This window comes from Mucilaginibacter sp. Mucisp73, assembly GCF_059491465.1.
Genome location: NZ_CP168507.1, coordinates 491,367 through 513,712 on the forward strand (window position 1 = coordinate 491,367; position 22,346 = coordinate 513,712).

The 22,346-nt window shown below is 41.3% G+C and carries 16 protein-coding genes; 10 read left to right on the forward strand and 6 right to left on the reverse strand.

Going from position 1 to position 22,346, the window contains the following annotated elements; translation table 11 throughout:
- Window positions 1-77 precede the first annotated feature (77 nt).
- Window positions 78-1,955, reverse strand: a complete 1,878-nt coding sequence (locus ACEN82_RS02175) for an ABC transporter ATP-binding protein (RefSeq protein WP_176628024.1) — start codon at window positions 1,953-1,955, stop codon at window positions 78-80.
- A 69-nt stretch (window positions 1,956-2,024) separates the two neighbouring features.
- Window positions 2,025-3,023 carry a glycosyltransferase family 9 protein gene (locus ACEN82_RS02180; RefSeq protein ID WP_413320322.1) on the reverse strand — a complete coding sequence of 333 codons (999 nt, stop codon included), beginning with the start codon at window positions 3,021-3,023 and terminating at the stop codon, window positions 2,025-2,027.
- Between the two features lie 205 nt (window positions 3,024-3,228).
- On the opposite strand from ACEN82_RS02180, the gene ACEN82_RS02185 reads away from it, so the two are divergent.
- A complete protein-coding gene (locus ACEN82_RS02185) occupies window positions 3,229-3,966 on the forward strand; it encodes a glycosyltransferase family 2 protein (protein ID WP_413320320.1) in 738 nt (245 codons plus the stop codon).
- Here ACEN82_RS02185 and ACEN82_RS02190 read toward each other — a convergent pair whose 3' ends face one another.
- Both ACEN82_RS02190 and ACEN82_RS02195 read right to left on the reverse strand, forming a co-directional pair.
- Window positions 3,967-5,037: a glycosyltransferase family 4 protein gene (locus ACEN82_RS02190; protein ID WP_413320318.1), complete on the reverse strand. Its 1,071-nt coding sequence runs from the start codon at window positions 5,035-5,037 to the stop codon at window positions 3,967-3,969.
- Entirely contained in the window at window positions 5,028-6,020 is a 993-nt protein-coding gene (locus tag ACEN82_RS02195) for a glycosyltransferase family 9 protein (protein WP_413320316.1), read from the reverse strand. Before ACEN82_RS02195 ends, ACEN82_RS02190 begins: the two co-directional genes overlap by 10 nt.
- 333 nt (window positions 6,021-6,353) lie before the next feature.
- Here ACEN82_RS02195 and meaB point away from each other — a divergent pair, with 333 nt between their 5' ends.
- A complete protein-coding gene (gene meaB, locus ACEN82_RS02200) occupies window positions 6,354-7,238 on the forward strand; it encodes a methylmalonyl Co-A mutase-associated GTPase MeaB (RefSeq protein WP_413320314.1) in 885 nt (294 codons plus the stop codon).
- A 69-nt stretch (window positions 7,239-7,307) separates the two neighbouring features.
- Here meaB and ACEN82_RS02205 read toward each other — a convergent pair whose 3' ends face one another.
- Window positions 7,308-8,597 carry an aminopeptidase P N-terminal domain-containing protein gene (locus ACEN82_RS02205; protein WP_413320312.1) on the reverse strand — a complete coding sequence of 430 codons (1,290 nt, stop codon included), beginning with the start codon at window positions 8,595-8,597 and terminating at the stop codon, window positions 7,308-7,310.
- A 148-nt stretch (window positions 8,598-8,745) separates the two neighbouring features.
- Here ACEN82_RS02205 and ACEN82_RS02210 point away from each other — a divergent pair, with 148 nt between their 5' ends.
- The 7 genes from ACEN82_RS02210 (at window position 8,746) to ACEN82_RS02240 (ending at window position 17,392) form a co-directional block, all read left to right on the forward strand.
- A complete protein-coding gene (locus ACEN82_RS02210; RefSeq protein ID WP_413320310.1) occupies window positions 8,746-10,110 on the forward strand; it encodes an OmpA family protein in 1,365 nt (454 codons plus the stop codon).
- Between the two features lie 137 nt (window positions 10,111-10,247).
- Complete coding sequence (locus tag ACEN82_RS02215; protein WP_162997005.1) at window positions 10,248-10,391, forward strand: DUF6728 family protein; 144 nt, start codon at window positions 10,248-10,250, stop codon at window positions 10,389-10,391.
- Window positions 10,388-10,765: a RidA family protein gene (locus ACEN82_RS02220; RefSeq protein ID WP_091165865.1), complete on the forward strand. Its 378-nt coding sequence runs from the start codon at window positions 10,388-10,390 to the stop codon at window positions 10,763-10,765. Before ACEN82_RS02215 ends, ACEN82_RS02220 begins: the two co-directional genes overlap by 4 nt.
- Before the next feature lie 361 nt (window positions 10,766-11,126).
- A complete protein-coding gene (gene recG, locus ACEN82_RS02225) occupies window positions 11,127-13,226 on the forward strand; it encodes an ATP-dependent DNA helicase RecG (protein WP_413320308.1) in 2,100 nt (699 codons plus the stop codon).
- Window positions 13,227-13,435: 209 nt separating this feature from the next.
- Window positions 13,436-14,818: a M20/M25/M40 family metallo-hydrolase gene (locus ACEN82_RS02230; RefSeq protein ID WP_413320306.1), complete on the forward strand. Its 1,383-nt coding sequence runs from the start codon at window positions 13,436-13,438 to the stop codon at window positions 14,816-14,818.
- Window positions 14,819-14,958: 140 nt separating this feature from the next.
- Window positions 14,959-16,281, forward strand: a complete 1,323-nt coding sequence (locus ACEN82_RS02235; RefSeq protein WP_254780122.1) for an MFS transporter — start codon at window positions 14,959-14,961, stop codon at window positions 16,279-16,281.
- A gap of 301 nt (window positions 16,282-16,582) precedes the next feature.
- Window positions 16,583-17,392 carry an SDR family oxidoreductase gene (locus ACEN82_RS02240; protein ID WP_413320303.1) on the forward strand — a complete coding sequence of 270 codons (810 nt, stop codon included), beginning with the start codon at window positions 16,583-16,585 and terminating at the stop codon, window positions 17,390-17,392.
- Between the two features lie 211 nt (window positions 17,393-17,603).
- Here ACEN82_RS02240 and ettA read toward each other — a convergent pair whose 3' ends face one another.
- A complete protein-coding gene (gene ettA, locus ACEN82_RS02245; protein ID WP_090528750.1) occupies window positions 17,604-19,286 on the reverse strand; it encodes an energy-dependent translational throttle protein EttA in 1,683 nt (560 codons plus the stop codon).
- 524 nt (window positions 19,287-19,810) lie between these two features.
- Here ettA and ACEN82_RS02250 point away from each other — a divergent pair.
- Window positions 19,811-22,345, forward strand: a complete 2,535-nt coding sequence (locus tag ACEN82_RS02250) for an ATP-dependent Clp protease ATP-binding subunit (protein WP_413320301.1) — start codon at window positions 19,811-19,813, stop codon at window positions 22,343-22,345.
- Window position 22,346 lies beyond the last annotated feature (1 nt).

Below are 22,346 nucleotides of genomic sequence, written 5' to 3' on the forward strand. Positions count from 1 at the left end.
GGCAGGAGGTGCACTTTAGTTATAAGTAAGCATGCCCTGGGTTTGCAAATCAAAAACCTTTCAAAGCAAATAAGAGCCTACGCCTGGGCATTAAAAGCCTGCATATCTATCAGCTTTTTATATACGCCATTGTTTTGAAGTAATTCTACATGTGATCCCCGTTCAACAATACTGCCGTTTTCAAGCACAATTATAATGTCTGCATTTTGAATGGTGCTTAAGCGATGAGCTATGATAAGTGAAGTTCTGTTCTTCATTAGATTGTTTAAAGCTTCTTGAACCAGCTTTTCTGATTCGGTATCCAGGGCTGATGTTGCTTCATCAAGTAACATAATCGGCGGGTTGTTCAGCACCGCCCGGGCAATACAGATACGCTGACGCTGGCCTCCCGATAGTTTGGTGCCGCGGTCGCCGGTGTTGGTTTGATAACCCTTGCCTGTTTCCATAATAAAGTTATGTGCATTAGCTATGCGGGCAGCCGCTTCAACTTCTTCCTGGGTCACATTTGGCTTGCCGAATGCGATATTATTAAATATCGTATCATTAAATAAAATCGACTCCTGGTTCACAATGCCCATTAAAGCCCTTAATGATTCCATAGTAACAGTTTGGATGTTTTTACCGTCGATAGAGATCGTACCTGACTGGGGTTCACTGAACCGTGGCAGTAGATCCATTAAAGTAGATTTTCCACCACCTGAGGGCCCAACCAGCGCTACTGTTTTTCCTTTCGGAATTTCGAGGTTGATGTTTTTAAGTACGTATTTCTCAGTTTCAATTAGCTGTTTTTCGGTACCCGAAACCTGGGCAGCATCAGGTTTAATAGTATATGCAAATGATACGTTTTCGAAACTGATCCTATCCTCAAAACCAGTTAGCTCCGTGGCATTGGGTGCATTAACAATTAATGGCTTCTCATCTATGAGTGCCAATACGCGTTCACCCGCTGCTATGCCCGAATGGATATTGCTAAATGAATCGGATATAGCCTTGGCCGGGCGCATGATCTGCGAAAACATAGCAATATAAACTATGAAATTATCGGCAGATAGTGTACCCTGGTGACTGATAATTAACGAGCCGCCATATAATACTATTCCTGCAACCATTAATACACCCAAAAATTCAGATACCGGCGAGGCCATTTGCTGCCTCTTTGCCATAGAGCGGGTAATTCTTGAATATTCTTTGTTTTCGTGATCAAAGCGGTTTTTTATAAACGAAACTGCATTAAATGCTTTGATAATCTTGATGCCTGATAAGGCTTCATCAAGATTACTGATCATGTTGCCGTAAGTTTGCTGTGATTCTGCAGCTTGTTCTTTCAAACGCTTAACTATCCTTGATATGATAAATGCCGAAACAGGGATTATCAGCATGGAAAACAACGTCAGTTTAACTGATATTACAAATAAAAATACAAGATAGGTTAAAAGCTGGAAAGGCTCTTTAAATGCAACCTGCAAAGTACCCGTTACCGAAAACTGAACAACCTGCACATCTGCTGAGATCTTTGAAAGGATATCACCCTTGCGTTCATTACTAAAATAACCCAGGTGCAGGTTCATAACATTGTTAAAAACAGTACGGCGCAGGTTAAGCAGGGTGTATATACGCAGGTTTTCCATAATCCGCTGTGAAAAATAACGAAACAGGTTGCTTAGTAATACAGACACAACTATGGCTGCGCAAACAAATTTCAAAGCCCCGAGCGGGCCATAAGTTAAATTGGCTTCGTGTGCAAAATAGTCGAAATCTTTTAGGGGGTTCCACCAGTTTGCCGGTTTGGTAACCGCTTCGCCGGTTTTGGGGTCAAAAATTGTTTTTAGCAATGGTGCCAGTAAAGCAAGATTAAGAGTATTAAATATTACCGAAAATAAAGTACATATAAAATAAGGGACCGCGAATTTACCTATGGGACGGGCGAAGGAAAGAAGCCTGAAATAAATCTTCATTAAATTTTATTATAAAATGCAAAGCTAATAGTAATTAGCTAATAACGTGTAACGTGGTCTAAAAGCATATCATCCTACGGGCAAGTGCTTTTGGGCTGCCTGCCAAACTTGCTCGATATCTATACCTGCAATGCATGGAAAAGATTCGTCACTTTGTACTTTAAATACGCAGTTCCAGTTGCAATAATAGCAATCCATTTTTTCGTAGATAAATGATCCGTTTTTGACGATGTCTTCAGGATAAGGAACAAAACGATCGAAATGACCACCACCAACAATACATACAAAAGGAGTGTCAACGGCCGCGGCTATGTGAACGGCGCTGCTATCATTACAGATTATCATAGCTGAATTCGTAACCAACTCGATAAGTTCGTTTAAATTGGTTTTACCGCTGATGTTGACGACTGATGCTGATTGCGATTGTTCCATTATATAATTGCAGAGCGGTATTTCAGCTTTACCGCCCGCCAGGTAAATGATTTCATTTGTATTTTGCCTAAGCTTTTTAATTAAAAGAGCAAATTTTTCAGCTTCCCATCCCCGGCTTTTAAGTCCTGCTCCCGGAAAGACCATGATGCCACTTTTTGTTGTTCGGTTAGCACCAATAAATTGTTTTCGAATGGAGATAAGTTGATCAAGTGCCTGTTCAAAAAAATATCGGTTCCTGGCAAATTCAAAATGTATTAAAGGGGGAATTGGTAATAATGTTTTATAAAATTTATCTGTTTTAACTTTGTATTTAGGCTCAATGCCCTCAGTATCGCTTTCAAAACCAATCAGGTTTGATGAACCCGAAAGCGCGGCGAGCCCATCCGTAATAAAGGTACGTGTACTGGTAGGGTTTAAAACTTTCTCATAACTTCTGCCAAATAACTGCAACCCTAATTTAAAAACTGCCCCGGGCGAATAATAAAGATTATTTGCTTTTGTAAAGAAAAATTTTGTTATGTATTGTCCGTCATGCGTTGTAGCAATATCGCGCCATATTTCGTTACCTAATAAATCTATTTCGTAATCACGGTACTTTGTTGATTGCTTTAAGATCTCAATAAAATTTCTGAACAAAACGTAATCACCTATGGCATCGGCCTTAATGATTAGTATTCTTTTTTTGGAGGGTTTGAATAAAGCAAAAAATCGGAATACGTATGGTATTTTTAGTAAGATGAAGCGTGTTAGCCGGAATAGATTCCTGTTTTTTTGCATTTAAAAACAACAGATAAAAGGTAATGTATTTGCCTTTATAATATTTACTTTGTACAATTAAATAATGAGCGAAAATACACAAAATATAACGTCAAAACAGGTAGATGCGTATGCAGGGAGGCTCACAGTTATAATTGTTACTTATAATGCTGCCGCCACATTGCAAAAAAGCCTGGATAGCGTTTACATGCAAAATTACCCTGATATTGAACTCATTGTTATTGATGGGAACAGCAGCGATGGCACAAAAGATATATTGATGGCCAATAACGATAAGATCACTTACTGGAGAAGCGAACCTGATAACGGCATATACGATGCTATGACTAAGGCTTTAAAACAAGCTAAAGGCGATTGGATTTATTTTTTAGGGGCTGATGATGATTTATTGCCTGATTTTTCAAATATGGCTATGGAACTAAATGAGCCTGATACCATTTATTACGGAAGCGTATTGACAAGAGGATTAAAGCCCTTGGGCGAGGTATCTGATTACTATCTTGCCAAGCACGGCATTATTCAACAGTCTATCATTTATCCTAAAATCGTTTTTGAAAAATATAGCTATAACTTTAAGTATCGTTCCTCGGCCGATTTTGCGCTGAATATGCAATGCTTTGGCGATAAAAGCCTGAAGTTTGTCCATTTGAACTATGTGATCGCCAATTTTAGTCATGATGGTGTTTCAGGCCAGTCGCGAGATATGGTATTTGAAAAGGATAAACCTAAACTGATATTAAAGAATTTTGGTTTTAAATTCTGGTTTAGGTTTATGGTCAGAAAAATGCGAGGCAAATCATAATTACCTGCCTTTAAGTACTTCCTGATATAGCTCTAGATACCGCTTAGCTGTTTCATCCCAGTTAAAAGTTTCGGCGTGGGCAATTATCTTATCTGACGGTGAATTTTTATGAAAATCTTCCAAACCTGCATTAAATACATTTTGCATTTCAGCAGGTTCAAAATCGTTAAAATAATAAGCACAATCTCCCGCAATTTCGGGTAGGGAGGTGCGGGTAGATACAAAAACAGGTTTGCCAAAATGCATAGCTTCAATTACTGGTAAACCGAACCCTTCAGCAATGGAAGGAAAAACAAATGCTTCACAATTTTTATAATACCAGGCCCTGTCATCATCTGATATCGGCCCGGTTATTTTAACCCTGTTTTCTACGCCATGTTTTTTTGCCTCTTCAATGATCTTTTCTTCATAGGGCGTTTTGATGCCCGAAATGACGAGTTCAAAATCATTATTTGCAAGTAAGGCAGGTAGTACGTGAAAGTTTTTTTTGGCTGCCACAATCCCAATGGTAAATAAAAAAGGTTTTTGAGGGAAGTAAGCCGGTTGGTGCCCTTGTTTTAATATCAATTTATCAGCACCATTATGAATAACTGTTAACCTGTTTGCAATATGCGGGAAGTAGGTTAAAACATCGTTAGCAGCAAAGTTTGATATTGTTACTATTTTATTACTTGAATTAATTCGCTCCCCCAGCTTTTTAAGGTACAGGTTCAGTTTTTCTTTGCCTACGTTTTCATGCACCTGGTTAATGTCATGTATAGTAAGTATCTTTTTGTATTTGCTCCGCACTTTTTTAGGCTTTAGCCTTGAAAACTGGTCGGTAAAATGGAATAGGTCAATGCCTTTGTTATTGTAGAAAAAAAACTTGTGATGCTTTTGTAAATAAGTTCTGTGTATTGTCGCATCCGCATCAAATTCGGTTACCGATTTGTGCAGAAAATATGTCAAATTAAAACCTGTGTTTTCTTTTGCCAGGGCTTTCCCAAGGCTCTTTCCAAAATGATATAGGCCGGTATTCGGGTACCTCATGGAGTCCAACGTTGCCAATACACGAGGTTTATTTATAGCCATGTTTTAACTTGTTCTGCCACCATAAACGGCGTAATTGTTTCTAAATTGTTTGTTCCGCTTTCAATATAGCCCGCCTTTTTGCCAACAGGTGCCCATCGCCCAGGGTGTATAGGCCTTAATGAGGGGAATAATCCAAGGGTATTGATCCCAGTCAGGGCGGCTAAATGCAGCGGGCCAGTACCTGAAGCAATAAGCCCGCCAGATTTACTTATAAAAGTTATTAATTGCCCCAGCGACATTTTTCCGGTCATATCCTGTACCGTTGGCGGAAGTGTTTTTAACCAGTTTGCAAGTAATGCCTTTTCGTTTTCAGAACCTGTTACAATGATGTTGAATTTTTCGGGTTGAAGGATGTGTATCAATTCGGCAAAATTATCCAGGCCCCATTCCATGCCGCTGCCGTGTGATTTTGGGTGAATAATCAGGTTGAATTTATTGCCAGAAAGTACAGCATTTAAAGCCGGTGTAAGCTCAACTTTACTAAGGAACTCATTATGGGATACAATTTCTTGTAAAGATGGTATATGCTTAAGCCCCAGTGGTTTTAATAAAACAAGGTTGAGCTGTGCTTCATGCAAGTCGGACTTTTTGCGGCTTAATTTTACGAGATTGTTGCAGGTAAACCAATGAAAAACCCTGTTTGTTGTACCTATCCGGAGTTTAATGCCCGCCTGTCTTGCTATCCTGGCAATATGTTTATTGGGTAAGACATGAATAATTGCGTCTACGTTTTGTTTTTGCAGATATTCGATCTGTTGTCCTTCGGAGATTTTTTTTAACTCATCGTAATTTATAAACGCATCTACCGAAGCCATAGTATTGATCACCGGCTGTGTATAAGTACGGCCTAAAAATGAAACCGTGGCTTTTGGGAACAATTGCTTAATGTATACTGCTACGGGTAAAGTAAGTACAACATCGCCAATGGCGTCAACCCTGCTTATTAAGATGTGCGGTGTTTTTATATAATTAATATCGGCCATTGTCTTAAAGAATTATACGGGCAGGATTAATAAAATGCTACACATTAATTTGCAATGATAAGATTAAATCTGTTACAGGGTTAATGTAATTTTATATCGTTGTTATATTAATCCGTATCTTTTATCGATAGTAGTTTATAGATATCTTATCTATCTGATTAACAATTTATGGTTTTACTTATTCGTCTTTTGCCTAAATATTAGTTATTTATATTAGTGGTATAATACGCATGATATATAATAAATAACCCAATTCACGCATAGCGAAGTTTTAATATTGTTATAAAGTGTTTGCTACATAATGAATAGATTTGGACTTTATCATCATTTGCTTTGGATTTGCATCAAAATAACGTTGGTCAATTAAATTTTCGTGCAATTGCGCGCGCGTTAACTATCGTTGAGAATGATCTTAATGGCAGCAAAGCCTTGCTTAAAAGCCTCAAATTTGATAAAAGCTGCCCGGTTATTGGTATTACCGGGCCTCCCGGGGCAGGTAAGAGCACGCTTGTAAACGGTATTATCGATATATTTTTAAAAGAGAAAAAAAAAATAGCTGTGCTGGCTATAGATCCAACCTCACCTTTTAATTTTGGCTCCCTGCTTGGCGACAGGATCAGGATGGCCACGCATTTTAACCATCCGGATGTTTTTATCCGGTCATTGGCCACGCGGGGTTCATTAGGGGGATTATCGGCAAAAACTATTGAGATGGCCGATGTATTAAAGGCAGCCGGCTTTGATTACGTGCTGATTGAAACAGTAGGCGTGGGGCAGTCTGAAATTGAAATTACCGGCCTTGCCGATATTACGCTGGTTGTACTGGTGCCTGAGGCAGGCGACGAGATCCAGCATATTAAATCGGGCTTGATGGAGATTGCTGATGCTTTTATTATCAATAAAGCCGATCGGGAAGGGGCCGATGTGTTTGCCAATAACTTAAAAAAGATCATTGGACACAGCGTTGACGAGCAGCCGCCAATTTTTAAAACTATAGCCTCTCAAAACCAGGGGCTCGGGGATATAGCCGCCTTTATACAACACACCAATTTAAAGCAAAACAACAGGCGTAAATTGCTGATGACCGAAAAAGTATACAAACTTATTCAGCAAAAAATGATGACTGGAATCGATAAAAAAAAGCTTCAGCTTGATATAACTGAAGCTTTGGAGGCCGGAAATTTTAACCTGTATAGTTTTGTGGATACTTATGTATAGTTATTTGATAGCTTAATGTAAAGAAAATACAGATTGAGCTTTTTTGTTTATATAAATTTAATGTGAGTTTTAGCTGTTCATAATTTCTTCAATGTGTTCTGCTTCAACCGGGATGCTGCCCATTAAATCTATATTGCCGGCGCCGGTGATGAGGATATTATTTTCAAGACGGATACCCAACCCCTCAGCGGCAATGTAAATGCCTGGTTCGCAAGTTAGTATATTCCCCGCCTCAAAAGGTTTATACCTGCTGGCATAGTCATGAACATCCAGGCCCAAGTGGTGCGAGGTGCCATGCATGAAGTATTTTTTATACAGAGGCGCGTTTTTGTCTTGTTTTTCAACATCATGCCTATCAAGCAAGCCCAGGCCAATAAGCTCTCCCGTCATGATTTTACCAACTTCCTCCTGGTATTCATTCCATACTGTGCCTGCCACGATGAGTTTTGTAGCTTCCCGCATCACTTTCAAAACGGCATTATAAACCTGGCGCTGTCGCTCTGTGAAACGGCCGCTAACAGGTATTGACCGGGTCATATCAGCATTATAATTGCCATATTCGGCACCAAAATCAAGCAGTATTACATCGCCCTTGTTACATACCTGGTTATTATCATTGTAGTGCAGCACAATAGCGTTCGCGCCCGAAGCAATAATTGGATTGTAAGCATGGCCCGTAGCACGCTGTCTGATGAATTCATGAATGATCTCAGCTTCAATCTCATACTCGGTTACACCGGGTTTGGTATATTTTAAAACACGTACAAAAGCATCACGCGTAATGTCGCAGGCTTTTTGCGTGAGCTCTATTTCAATATCCGATTTTATTACCCTGAGATCGCGTAAAATCGGCGCCGAACGGGTGTAATTATGAAGCGGGTACTTTAATTTAAGAGCTTCATACATGCGGTAATCGCGATATGGAACGGTATGAGCGTACCTGTCATTTTCGTTAGTATTGATATAGATATTTTCGCTGTAGTTAATAATGCCATGGAGTATGGTATCATATTCATTCAGCCAAAAAATACTTTCAATGCCCGATGCTTCGCGTGCTTCCTCTTTAGTGTATTTGTGGCCCTCCCAAATAGCTATATGTTCGTTGGTTTGTCTTAAAAAAAGTACTTCTCTGTATGCTTTATTAGGACAATCGGGGTACAAAACCAGGATGCTTTGTTCCTGATCAATGCCCGTTAGGTAAAAAAAATCCGGGTTTTGTTTAAACATAAATGCCTGATCACCACTGCGCGGGAACTCGTCACTGGCATGAAAAATAGCGATTGAATTGGGTTTTGTTCTTGAAACGAAATTTTTTCTATTATTTGTAAATAAGCTATTTTTTATCGGCAGATATTTCATATTTATCGGTTGAATATTTTATTAAATCATTTTTTTTTAGTTATTTGTGTAACTATTACAATTTTTGGAACAATGTTTGGTCATGGATTCAAACATAATTACTAAATTTGAAAAAAATCACAATTAAAATCGTTTAATCTTAAAAACTATGAATTATTCTACATTAAAGAAAACAGTCGCATTGTCTTTTGCTTCTTTGATGGTTGCAGGTTTGGCGAACGCGCAAACCGATTCAACCAAAACAACGGCAACTACAACGTCATCTGAAACCTCAACCGCTAAGGTATTTGGTGGTTTAGGCCAGTACAGGAAATTTAGCATTGGTGTAAATGGTGGTGTTACCTCACAATCATTAGCAACCGGTGGTTCAAGCGATTTCCAAAAGAAAAAACTTAGCCTTGGTTATGGTATTTCATTGAAAGAGCAATTAGCACATTCTTTTGCTTTACAATTAGACCTGAACGGCGGTAAAATTAAAGGCGAAAATGATGGTACCGGCGGCACTTACCGTAATGGTTATGTTAGCTATGATACCAAATTCTGGCAGGGAAGTTTAAGCGCGGTTGTTAACGTTGCTACTATCGATTTCATCCGTCGTAAAAATGCTGTTAACTTCTACTTCAAAGGTGGTTTTGGTTTAGCAATGTATGATCCAACTATTACAAGGATTAACGGTGGAACCCAAATAACCGGTCATTTCAAAAACAATGGTACTGACGGTACTCATTACGTAAAAGAACTGGTTATCCCTGTTGGTGCAGGTGTTAAATTCAGGTTAAGTGACGCTGTTGCCTTAGATTTGGGTTATACTCAAAACTATATTGACGGCGATAACCTTGACGGTTTCAACAGGGCTTATCCTACTAAAGACCACTACTCATACGGTTACGCTGGTTTAGAATTTACTTTAGGTTCAAAATCGAAACCAGTATTAGAGTGGGTTAACCCGGTTGCTATGATGTATGACGAACTGTATGATGCAGCTTTACGTCAGGAAGTTGAAGCTTTAAAAGGCCGTGTTGCTAACGTTGAAACTGCTGTTAACGACCTGAAAAAAGACTCTGACGGTGACGGTGTTGCTGATCAGTTTGACAAATGCCCAGGTACTGCTGCAGGTAGCGTAGTTGATGGCTCTGGTTGCGTTATCGTATTCCCTAAAGATACTACAGCTGCTGCTGCTCCTGCTACTGCTTACTCAAACATCCAGTTTGAATTTGACAGCTCAGTATTACGTACTTCATCTTACCCAGTGTTAGATGCTACTTCAGCTGATTTACGTTCATCTGGTTCAGCTGTGGAAGTTGACGGTTTCGCTTCATCTGAAGGTACTGCTGCTCACAACTTATCATTATCTAAAGACCGGGCTAACTCAGTAAAAACTTACTTAGTTAACTCTGGTGTTGATGCTAAGAAAGTGAAAGTAAAAGGTTACGGTGAAACTAACCCAATTGCTGACAACTCAACTGAAGAAGGCCGCGTACTTAACCGTCGTGTTCAATTCAAAAAGAAATAATATCTGATTAAATATTATTTGCGAAGGCTCCGGATAACCCGGAGCCTTCTTTGTTTTATAAGGTTTTGTGCTTAATAGTTATACCTTATATAATAGGTATGGGTTTACAGCGGCAAAATTTTACGTAAGTTTGTGTAATGTATTTCTTCAGAAAAAAAGATCCAAACCGCCCCGATAATTTTAATTTAAGGGTGATGCATTTTATAAATGCGCTGGCTATTATTATGTTCCTGGCCGGGATTATCTGGAAACTGGTACAGGTATTTATACTTAAAAAATGAAAACAATCATCAATACCAACAATGCACCTGCCCCTATTGGGCCATATAGCCAAGCTACCTTAGCCGGCGGTTTTTTATTTGTTTCGGGTCAGATCCCTATTGATCCGCTAAGTGGCGAACTCATCAGCAGTGACATCAAGGCAGAAGCTACACAGGTAATGGAAAACATCAAAGCTATTTTAACCGAAGCTGGCTTAGGTTTCAATAGCATAGTAAAAACCAGTATCTTCTTAACCGATCTGCAAAATTTTGTACAGGTTAATGAAGTTTACGGAACCTATTTTACTGCCGATTTTCCGGCCCGCGAAACTATCCAGGTATCCGCTTTACCAAAAGGGGTAAACGTTGAGATATCGGTTATTGCGGTTAAGTAGATTTTTCGATTTCGGATTTTGTCTGAACCTGGATTATACGGATTTAGGGGTTCACTGAATTTTTTGAATTCTGCTAATTCCTAAATTCTGTAATTTCTGATTCAGACAAATGCGTTAGGGATAGGAGTGGATACCGGCTTGAGCCTAAGGCCTGCAGGCGTATGAGCGGATAGCCCGGCCGCAGGAACGCCCAAAATTAAAGATTGGCGGTTAGAGGTTAGAGATTAGGTTTGCATATAAAACTCGATAAGCAGATTTTAAGAACGCTCCATTTACCTTGCATCCTGGCCCAACCAACGATTGTCTCGTTATATTATACATTTACTCTACCGCTATAAAGAAAGGTTAAAACAGTTAATCAATGAATCCTTTTCAAACGCCACTTGTATACTTAAAAGGTGTAGGCCAGTCGAGGGCCGAGGTTTTGAAAAAGGAACTTGAACTGCACACCTTTGAGGATCTGCTGCGCCATTTCCCGTTCAGGTATATTGACCGTACCCGCTTTTATAAGGTAAGGGAGATACGTGAAGAACTGCCTTATGTACAGGTGCTGGCGCGTATTATCAACAAAGAAATTGTTGGTGAAAAACAAAGCCGCCGCCTGGTAGTAAAGGCTAAGGACGATACTGGTATTATTGAGCTGGTATGGTTTAAAGGCATTAACTGGATAGAGAAAACCATTATTCCCGGTAAGGTTTATATATTGTTCGGGAAGCCCGGCTTTTTTAATATGATGCCACAGATGGCGCATCCCGAAATGGAGTTGTATATGCCGGGTGCCCAAAAACAAGGCAACCTATCCTTACAACCTGTTTACAACTCAACAGAAAAGCTCAAACAATTTTCGCTGGATAGCAAAGGAATTCAAAAACTTACTGCGGTATTGCTTGATCTGCATGCTAAGGACATACGCGAAAACTTGCCTTTATATATCATCAATCAGTTTAAGCTGCTCAACCGGGCTGATGCTTATCGTAACATTCATTTCCCGGCTGATGCTACATTTCTTAATGAAGCATTACACCGTTTGAAGTTTGAAGAGTTGTTTCTGCTTCAGCTTAAACTACTTAAAAATAAACTGCTTCATACGCAAAAGTTTAAAGGGAATGTATTTGATAAAGTTGGGCATTATTTTAATGAGTTTTATCATCACAAGCTGCCTTTTACCTTAACCGATCCGCAGAAGCGGGTATTGAAGGAGATTAGGCAGGATACTCAACGGGGCATACAAATGAATCGTCTGCTTCAGGGTGATGTGGGTAGCGGTAAAACCGTAGTAGCGCTGATGAGCATGTTAATAGCTATTGATAACGGTTTTCAAACCTGTATTATGGCGCCTACCGAGATCCTGGCCAACCAGCATTATCAAACCATTAAAAGCCTCGTAGGCGATGATTTTATTGAGGTCGCTTTATTAACGGGTTCAACCAAACAAAAGGAGCGTAAAGTGTTGCATCAAAAGCTTGAAGAAGGTACGCTTAAAATATTGGTTGGTACCCATGCCCTTATTGAAGATAAAGTACAGTTTAAAAACCTAGGCTTTGTGGTAATTGATGAACAGCACCGCTTTGGGGTTGAGCAACGGGCTAAACTTTGGCGAAAAAATGCTGTTCCGCCGCATATATTGGTAATGACGGCTACACCTATCCCCCGTACACTGGCCATGACATTATATGGTGATCTGGATGTGTCAGTGATTGACCAGTTGCCGGCTGGTCGTAAACCTATCCAAACGGTTCATTTTTATGAAAATCAGCGCTTACGGATGTTTGGTTTTATGAAACGGGAGATAGCATTGGGCAGGCAGATCTATGTAGTATATCCGCTGATCCAGGAAAGTGAAAAGCTCGACCTTAAAAACCTACAGGACGGTATCGAGGCCATGTCGCGCGAGTTTCCGCTGCCTGATTACCGGCTTAGCATTGTACACGGCAAAATGAAGCCTGCCGAGAAAGATTTTGAAATGCAGCGTTTTATTAAAGGAGAAACGCAGATCATGGTGGCCACTACCGTAATAGAAGTAGGGGTAAACGTACCGAATGCTTCGGTGATGATCATTGAAAATGCCGAGCGTTTTGGGCTGTCGCAATTGCACCAGCTGAGGGGGAGGGTTGGGCGCGGGGCCGAGCAGTCGTACTGCATTTTGATGAGCAGTCACAAATTGAGTCACGACGGCAAGATCCGTCTGGATACCATGGTAAAAACCAACAACGGTTTTGAAATTTCGGAGATAGACCTGCAGTTGCGGGGACCGGGCAATATTGAAGGCACCCAGCAAAGCGGCGTAGTTGATCTGAAACTGGCCAACCTGGCTACCGATCAGGAGTTACTTTTCAAGGTACGCAAATGTGTTGAAACCATTTTTGAAAAAGACCCTCAACTGGCACATCCCGAAAACCAGATTTTGCATCATGCCTTTGAAGTAAAGAACGCAGGGTTGAGTTGGGATAAGATATCTTAAGCCAGGAATACTACAGAATAATCCCGCGTCATTCTAAGGAACGAAGCAATCCCAGATGTGCAGAGTAGCTGTGCGGGTCCGCCCTGTAAAGTATGGTATTGCTTCGTACCTCGCAATGAGGTCTTTTTTAATTTAGTATAATGCCCGTAACCCTTCCTCCTTTAGCTGTCAAATAGTACATTTGTTAAAACTGATCTTACTGTTTATATATGAAGAAATTTACTTTATTATTTTCTGTTGCTGCCTTGTTGTGCACACAAATTAAGGCACAGGACTCATTAACTATCCGCAAAATGTATGACGAAGCATTGGTTAATGGCCAGTGTTATGAAAATCTCTATTACCTGTGTAAAAATATAGGTCAGCGCCTCAGCGGTTCTGGCAATGCTCAGAAGGCTGTCGACTGGAGTAAAAAACTGATGGATAGTTATGGTTTCGATAAAGTTTACCTGCAGGAAGTAATGGTGCCACATTGGGTGCGCGGAGCGAAAGAGGAGGCCGCTATTATTGATGGTAAAACCCGCATCCCGGTACCAATTGTTGCCCTGGGTATGTCGATAGCAACGCCTAAAGCGGGTATTACAGCTAATGTTATCGAGGTTAAAAGTATAAAAGAACTTGAAGGCCTTGGCGAGAGTGTAATAAAAGGAAAGATCGTTTTCTTTAACCGCGCGTTCGATCCGCGTTTTATTGAAACAGGCATGGCTTACGGTACAGCAGGCGATCAGCGTTTTATGGGGCCGGCCGTAGCCGCCAAACTTGGTGCAGCCGGTGTAATCGTACGTTCGCTCACTGAAATCATCGATGACTATCCGCATACCGGCGCTACCCTTGCTGCCCCGGGCAGTAAAATGATTCCAGCTGCGGCCATCTCTACAAAAGCAGCCAATAAGTTAAGCGCTATGCTTAAGCTGAGGAAATTCCCGGCGGCTAAATTTTACTTTAAACAAAATTGTGAGTTGCTGCCTGATGTGAAATCATATAACGTTATTGGGGAAATAACCGGCTCTGAAAATCCTAATAAATTTATTACCGTTGGCGGCCACCTGGATTCATGGGATTTGGCCGAAGGTGCACATGACGACGGTACCGGCGTAATGCAGTCGGTTGAAGTATTGCGCATTTTTAAGTCAGTAGGTTATAAACCTAAAAACTCGGTACGCGCCGTGCTTTTCATGAACGAGGAGAACGGTCATAAAGGCGGCACTAAATATGCCGAACTGGCCGTCCAAAATAAGGAGCAACACATTGCCGCTATTGAAACCGACGAAGGTGGCTTTACGCCTCGCGGGTTCAGCTTTGCCGATGTATCAAAAGATTTTATCAAAAGAGTTAACGATAACTTCAAATCAATCCTGGAACCATACGATGTTGACAAGTTAACCATCGGAGGGGCAGGTACGGATATTGAACCGATGAAAGAAATGGCACCGGGCGTAGTATTGATTGGCTTCCGCCCGGATTCACAGAGGTACTTTGACTTGCACCATACCGCTAAAGACGTTTTTGAAAACGTAAACAAACGTGAGCTTGAGTTGGGTGCGGCAGGCATGGCAGCGTTAATTTATTTGATAGATCAGCACGGATTGTAAGGAACCGAACCATGATTTTTAGGATTAAAGGATGATCGTGATGTGATACCATGCATAAAATTCATGGTAATCCTCTAATCCTAAAAATCAAGGTTCAAAAAAATAGCTACCTTTGCGGCACATCTAAAAATTAATAAATAGTGACCGAAGAAGGCGATAGTAAACCCCGGAAAGTAGACTCCTTTGCAGCATTGCGTTATAAAGATTTCAGATCTTACATAGGCATGCGTTTTTGTTTCACTTTTGCATATTCCATGCAGGCCGTAGTACTCGGCTTTTATATTTACAGTATCACCCATAGTAAAATAGCCCTCGGCCTTATTGGCTTGTGCGAGGCTATTCCGGCTATTGGTATTGCTTTGTACGGCGGCTATATCGCCGATAAATCTGAAAAGCGAAAAATGCTTTTGCTGATCTTTAGTGGAGTGTTACTGACATCCCTGGTGATGTTTACCGTAACACTCAAAAGCATGAGCGGTATTATTCATACTGGTTGGATTGTACCTATTATGTACGCTATGATATTTTGTAATGGTGTGGCGCGTGCCTTTTATGGCCCGGCAACATTCACCATTTACGCTAACAGTATCCCAAAAGAATTGTATCCAAATGGCAGTACCTGGAGCAGTAGCAGCTGGCAAGTTGCATCTATTTTGGGCCCGGCAGCAGGTGGTTTAATATACGGTTATGCGGATAAAGTAATACCGGGCTTAAGTGGTATTACCGCTACGTTTAGCTGTATCCTATTTTTATTATTAGTATCACTGGTATTGGTATACATGCTGCGTCAATATCCGGCGCAATATGTTCCTAAAGAAAGTATCTGGAAAAGCCTTTCGGAAGGGATTCATTTTGTGTTTGGAAACAAAATGATGATCGGCGCTATGAGCCTCGATCTGTTTTCGGTATTTTTTGGTGGTGCGGTGGCTTTGCTGCCTGTTTTTGCCAATGAAATATTAAAAGTAGGTGCTGAGGGACTGGGTATCATGAGGGCGATGTCATCATTAGGGGCGGTGTTAACTATGTTGGTGATGACACGTTTTTCGCCGATGGGCAAGCCGTGGCGTAACCTGCTTATTGCGGTGACCGGTTTTGGTTTGTCAATCATATGTTTTGGTTTATCAACTAATTTTTACCTCTCGCTATTATTTATATTTACTGAAGGAGCTTTTGATAGCATCAGTGTGATCATTCGTGGTACACTGATGCAGCTTTTAACGCCTGATCATATGCGTGGCAGGGTATCGGCAGTGAACCAGATGTTCATTGGTTCATCTAACGAGATAGGCGCTTTTGAATCTGGTACTGCCGCGCAGTTGTTGGGTACTGTTCCGTCGGTGTTATTTGGCGGTAGCATGACTATGATTATTGTGGGTATTACTTATCTGAAAACTAAGAAACTGATCCCTCTATCCCTGCAACAGATCCACGCGCCGGGTGAGGAGGGGATAAAGGAAGGTTAAGGTAAATATTTAACAGGTTGTCATTTCGATAGAGCAGGGGTGACTGTGCGTGGGGGCAAAAGAGAAATCTTATACGCCCAGTCTAAGTTATGCATTGCATACAAGATTTCTCACTCGTTCCTCGTTTCGAAATGACAATTTATTTATTGGTGCTTTATCCCCATCATGAATTTTTTATGTAGCCAGCATTATTTTTAATCTATCCCCTTGCTTTGCTGCATTATAAATTCACATCTTTACGTTGCCAAAAAACGGCATCATCAAACCAATAAACAATAAAACAAACTCACCCTTACAAACAATGAAAAAGGTAATATTAGTAACAGGAGCATCTTCTGGTATTGGCTTAGCTTGTGCCAATGCGCTGCAGGCGGCTGGCCATACGGTTTACGGCTCGTCACGTAACCTCGACCGCATGAAATCTGTATCGTTTAAACCTGTTCAACTTGATGTTACCGACGATGCTTCGGTAAAGGCAGCAATCGACACCATTATTAAGGCCGAAGGCAAAATCGACGTATTGGTGAACAATGCCGGCAATGGTGTAACTGGTCCGGCTTATGCTATGCCGGTTGAAAGTGCGAAGCAACAGTTTGAGGTTAACTTTTTTGGTGTGATCCGTGTTAGTTCGACAGTATTGCCGGGTATGATCGAAAAAGGTCAGGGACTTATTGTAAATATCAGCTCGTTAGCTGGTTTATTCGGTTTGCCATACCAGGGTATGTACAGCGCCTCAAAATATGCTATTGAAGGCTACTCACAAAGTTTAAGGATGGAACTGCGCAATACAGGCGTTAAAGTAACGCTGCTTAACCCGGGTGACTTTAAATCGGATTTTAGCCAGAACCGCGCTAAGGTTAAATTTCCTATCAAAAATGATAAGCTTGAAACTGAATACAATGCCGCCGTTGCCGCTATGGAAAAAGACGAAAGCATTGCCCCAAGCCCTGAATCATTGGCTAAAAAGCTGGTTTCGATAGTAGCTTCGTCAAGCCCTAAGCACCGCTATTTGGTTGGGCAGGTTGGCCAAACTATTGTGCCTACGCTAAAAGCGATATTGCCGGGTGGGTTGTTTGAGAAATTGATGAATGATCATTACGGGATAAAATAGTACTGACAGTATCTACAAATAAAAAATGCCGCCCGGTAAGGGTGGCATTTTTTGTAAAATCAAATCTACTTCGGGTTTAGCGCAGCGTAACCCGGAGTGGGCATGGTTTAAGCTTTCAGCTTAAGGAGAAAAAGCTGAAAGCTTTTTGTATGTTATACCACGGGGTACGCTATCGCTAAACCCGCGGCAGTTTTACATCTTTTTGAAGATTTTACGCTGTCAACTTCTTATACTTGATCCTTTTCGGAGCAACATCGCCCAAACGTTTCTTCCTGTTTTCTTCGTAATCAGAGTAGTTTCCTTCAAAAAAGTAAACCTGCGAGTTGCCTTCAAAGGCAAGGATATGGGTGCAGATACGGTCGAGGAACCAGCGGTCGTGACTGATCACTACAGCGCAGCCGCCAAAGTTTTCCAGGGCTTCTTCCAGTGCACGTAAAGTATTTACGTCAATATCGTTAGTAGGCTCATCCAGCAGCAATACGTTCGATCCTTTTTTGAGGGTGATAGATAAGTGCACACGGTTACGCTCGCCGCCCGATAGTACACCCACTTTTTTCTGCTGATCGGCACCGTTAAAGTTAAACTTAGATACGTATGCCCTTGAGTTAAGCGGACGGTTACCTACCATAATAGTTTCCAAACCGCCGGTTACGTTTTCCCAAACAGATTTGTTAGGGTCAAGATCATCATGCATCTGGTCAACATAACCTAAAGCTACAGTTTCGCCTACACGGAAGGTACCGGCATCGGGCTGGTCCTGCCCGGTGATTAAACGGAACAGTGTAGTTTTACCCGCGCCGTTAGGGCCAATAATACCTACTATACCAGCCGGAGGTAAGGAGAAGCTCAGGTTATCAAACAATAATTTATCGCCGTATGATTTACTAACGCCGTTGGCCTCAATTACCACGTTACCCAAACGCGGGCCCGGCGGAATAAACAGCTCCAGCTTTTCTTCGCGTTCTTTTGTTTCTTCGGATGCCAGTTTTTCGTAATTGCCTAAACGGGCTTTTGACTTGGCGTGGCGGCCTTTCGGGCCCATACGCACCCATTCCAGCTCGCGCTCCAGGGTTTTCTGACGTTTGCTCTCACTCTTTTCTTCCTGGGCCAAACGCTTGGCTTTTTGATCTAACCATGAGGAATAATTTCCTTTCCATGGGATACCTTCTCCACGGTCAAGTTCCAGGATCCAGCCGGCAACGTTGTCAAGGAAATACCTATCGTGCGTTACTGCGATAACTGTTCCTTTATATTGTTGTAAATGTTGCTCCAGCCAATCAATAGATTCGGCATCCAGGTGGTTGGTAGGCTCATCAAGCAATAAAACATCCGGTTCTTTTAATAACAGGCGGCATAATGCCACACGACGGCGCTCGCCTCCTGATAGTACCGAAATTTTGGTGTCGGGTTCCGGGCAACGGAGGGCGTCCATAGCACGTTCCAGTTTGCTATCCAACTCCCATGCGTTTACAGCGTCAATTTTATCCTGTAATTCGCCCTGGCGGTTCATGAGTTTTTCCATGGCATCGGCATCTTCGTAATATTCCGGAAGACCGAATTTTTCGTTTATCTCTTCGTACTCCTTTAATAGGGCAGTAGTTTCAGAAACCCCTTCCTCAACTATTTCGCGCACGGTTTTTTCAGGATCAAGTTCCGGTTCCTGGCTCAGGTAGCCAACGGTATAGCCCGGCGAAAACACCACTTCGCCTATATTAGTTTTATCAATACCTGCAATAATTTTGAGCAATGACGATTTACCGGAGCCATTTAAGCCGATAACGCCAATTTTTGCGCCGTAAAAAAACGACAGGTATATGTTTTTTAATACTGTTTTTTGCGGGGGATAAACTTTGCTCACCCCGGCCATTGAAAAAATTATCTTTTCGTCTGCCATTATAATTGGATCAATAAATAGAAATTCAAATATGGCTAAAATAGATGAAACGGAGGTTGTAGATTAATGATTAGGGGGTAGTAATTTTAAGTTGTTTTTTGAGTTATAATGTTAATTTAAATTTAATTGAATCTTAAGCGAAGCGCACAACCATCACCGCGGGTTTCCCGTATATAAGTTATATGACGATACCTGCTGGCTAATGCCTAATTGTCATGTTTATGACGAAATGCCCTAAAAGGTGGAAATGTTATTAAATATTTGAAATTTGTTTAAACTTTTTTAGGATATTTATATCAAACAGGTAAGTTTCGTTCGTATATTGTAAAAAAAATGCTTGTTAGCGGGCTTTTCAGATAAAAACTGTTGATTGATGCCAAACTTTGATACATTGCGTATCATTACAATGTCTGTTTCTGCAAAGCATTAAATGTTGGCAATATTGTTGATGAAAGTAAACAGGCGTCGTAATTTGTAAAAACATAATTTATACATTAGGGCGTTCAATAATTAGAAAGGTATATATGGAAGCTAAATTTTCGCCGAGGGTAAAGGATGTTATTCAATATAGCAGGGAAGAGGCATTACGCCTTGGGCATGACTATATTGGTACAGAACATCTTTTGCTTGGGCTTATCCGCGATGGGGATGGTGTAGCAATTAAATTGCTGAAGGGATTGAACGTTGATACCGCAAAACTTCGCCGCGCCGTTGAGGATGCAGTAAAGGGAACTATTGGAACAAACGTACATATCGGCAGCATCCCGTTAACAAAACAGGCCGAGAAGGTATTGAAGATAACTTATCTGGAAGCCAAAATATTTAAAAGCGATGTGATTGGTACAGAGCACCTGCTGCTGTCTATCCTTCGCGATGAGGACAACATCGCCTCACAAATACTTGTACAGTTCAATGTGAACTATGAAGTATTTAAAGGTGAAGTTGAATCGCATAAAAACGATGTTACTGACGAAATGCCGGGATCACCTACAGGCGGCGATGACGACTTTAAAGAAGAAGAATCATTTAGCCAGCCTAAAAAAGTATCTGACATTAAATCAAAAACACCGGTACTTGATAACTTTGGCCGTGATTTAACCCGCGCCGCCGAAGATGGCAAGCTTGACCCTATTGTCGGTCGTGAAAAAGAGATCGAAAGGGTATCACAAATTCTGTCGCGCCGTAAAAAGAACAATCCTATACTAATAGGTGAGCCTGGTGTAGGTAAATCGGCCATTGCCGAAGGGCTTGCATTACGCATTGTTCAGCGCAAAGTATCACGTGTATTGTTCAATAAGCGTGTAGTTACACTTGATTTAGCCTCATTGGTTGCCGGTACCAAATACCGTGGCCAGTTTGAAGAGCGTATGAAAGCGGTAATGAACGAACTGGAAAAATCACCTGATGTAATTTTATTTATTGACGAGATCCATACTATAGTAGGCGCTGGTGGTGCTTCAGGTTCGCTTGATGCGTCAAACATGTTTAAACCAGCTTTGGCGAGGGGAGAGATACAATGCATTGGCGCAACCACTTTAGATGAATACCGCCAATACATTGAAAAAGATGGTGCTTTGGACCGTCGTTTCCAAAAGGTAATGGTTGAGCCGGCTACTCCGTCTGAAACTATCGAGATCCTGAACCGCATTAAGGATAAATATGAAGAACACCACGGTGTTACTTATACTCCAGAAGCTATCAATGCCTGCGTTAACTTAACCACCCGTTACATTACCGACAGGTTTTTACCGGACAAGGCTATCGACGCGCTTGACGAAGCAGGTTCACGTGTTCACTTAACCAATATCCATGTGCCTCAAAATATTTTGGATATTGAGCAAAAGATAGAACAGATCAAGATTGAGAAAAACAAAGTTGTTCGCAGCCAGAAATATGAAGAAGCTGCCCAATTACGTGATACTGAAAAGAATTTGTTAGTTGAGCTTGATCAGGCAAAAGCTGTTTGGGAAGCCGAAACAAAATCAAAACGCTATACTGTAACTGAAGACAACGTTGCCGAAGTAGTATCCATGATGACCGGTATCCCTGTACAACGTGTAGGTCAGGCCGACAGTCAGAAGCTGTTGCACATGAGCGATACTGTTGCCAGCAAGATCATTGGTCAGGATGAGGCTATAAAAAAGCTTACCCGCGCTATACAACGTACCCGTGCCGGTTTGAAAGATCCTAAAAAACCTATTGGTTCATTCATCTTCCTGGGCCCTACAGGTGTTGGTAAAACCGAGCTTGCTAAAGAGCTTGCCCGTTTTATGTTCGACACTGAAGATGCCCTGATCCAGATTGACATGAGCGAGTACATGGAGAAATTCGCGGTATCCCGTTTAGTAGGTGCGCCTCCGGGTTATGTAGGTTACGAAGAAGGTGGACAGTTAACTGAAAAAGTACGCCGTAAACCTTATGCCGTAGTGTTATTGGATGAGATCGAAAAAGCTCACCCTGATGTATTCAATATCCTGTTACAGGTGTTGGATGAAGGTCAGTTGACCGATTCATTAGGCCGTAAGGTTGATTTCAGGAATACGATCATCATCATGACATCGAACATTGGTGCCCGCCAGTTGAAAGACTTTGGCCAGGGTGTAGGTTTCAGCACCAACGCTAAAACTTTACAGGCCGAAAGCCATTCACGCGGTGTTATTGAGAATGCATTGAAACGTGCATTTGCCCCTGAGTTCCTGAACCGTATTGATGATGTTATCGTATTTAACTCATTAGGTAAAGAAGAAATCTTCAGGATCATCGATATCGAGCTTGCTTACCTATTTAGCCGTGTAAATGGCTTAGGTTTCAAAATCGAGCTTACCGAAGCTGCCAAAGAGTTTATTGCCGATAAAGGTTATGACTCGCAATTTGGTGCAAGGCCGCTTAAACGCGCCATCCAGAAATACCTGGAAGATCCAATTGCCGAAGAGATCCTTAAAGGTGAATTGGCCGAAGGTGACGTGATGGTGGTTGATTTTGATAGTGAAACCAAAGAGATCAAAATCACCGACCGTAAAGGCGAAAGCAAAAAACCAGAGCAGGAAGAGCAAAAGTAAT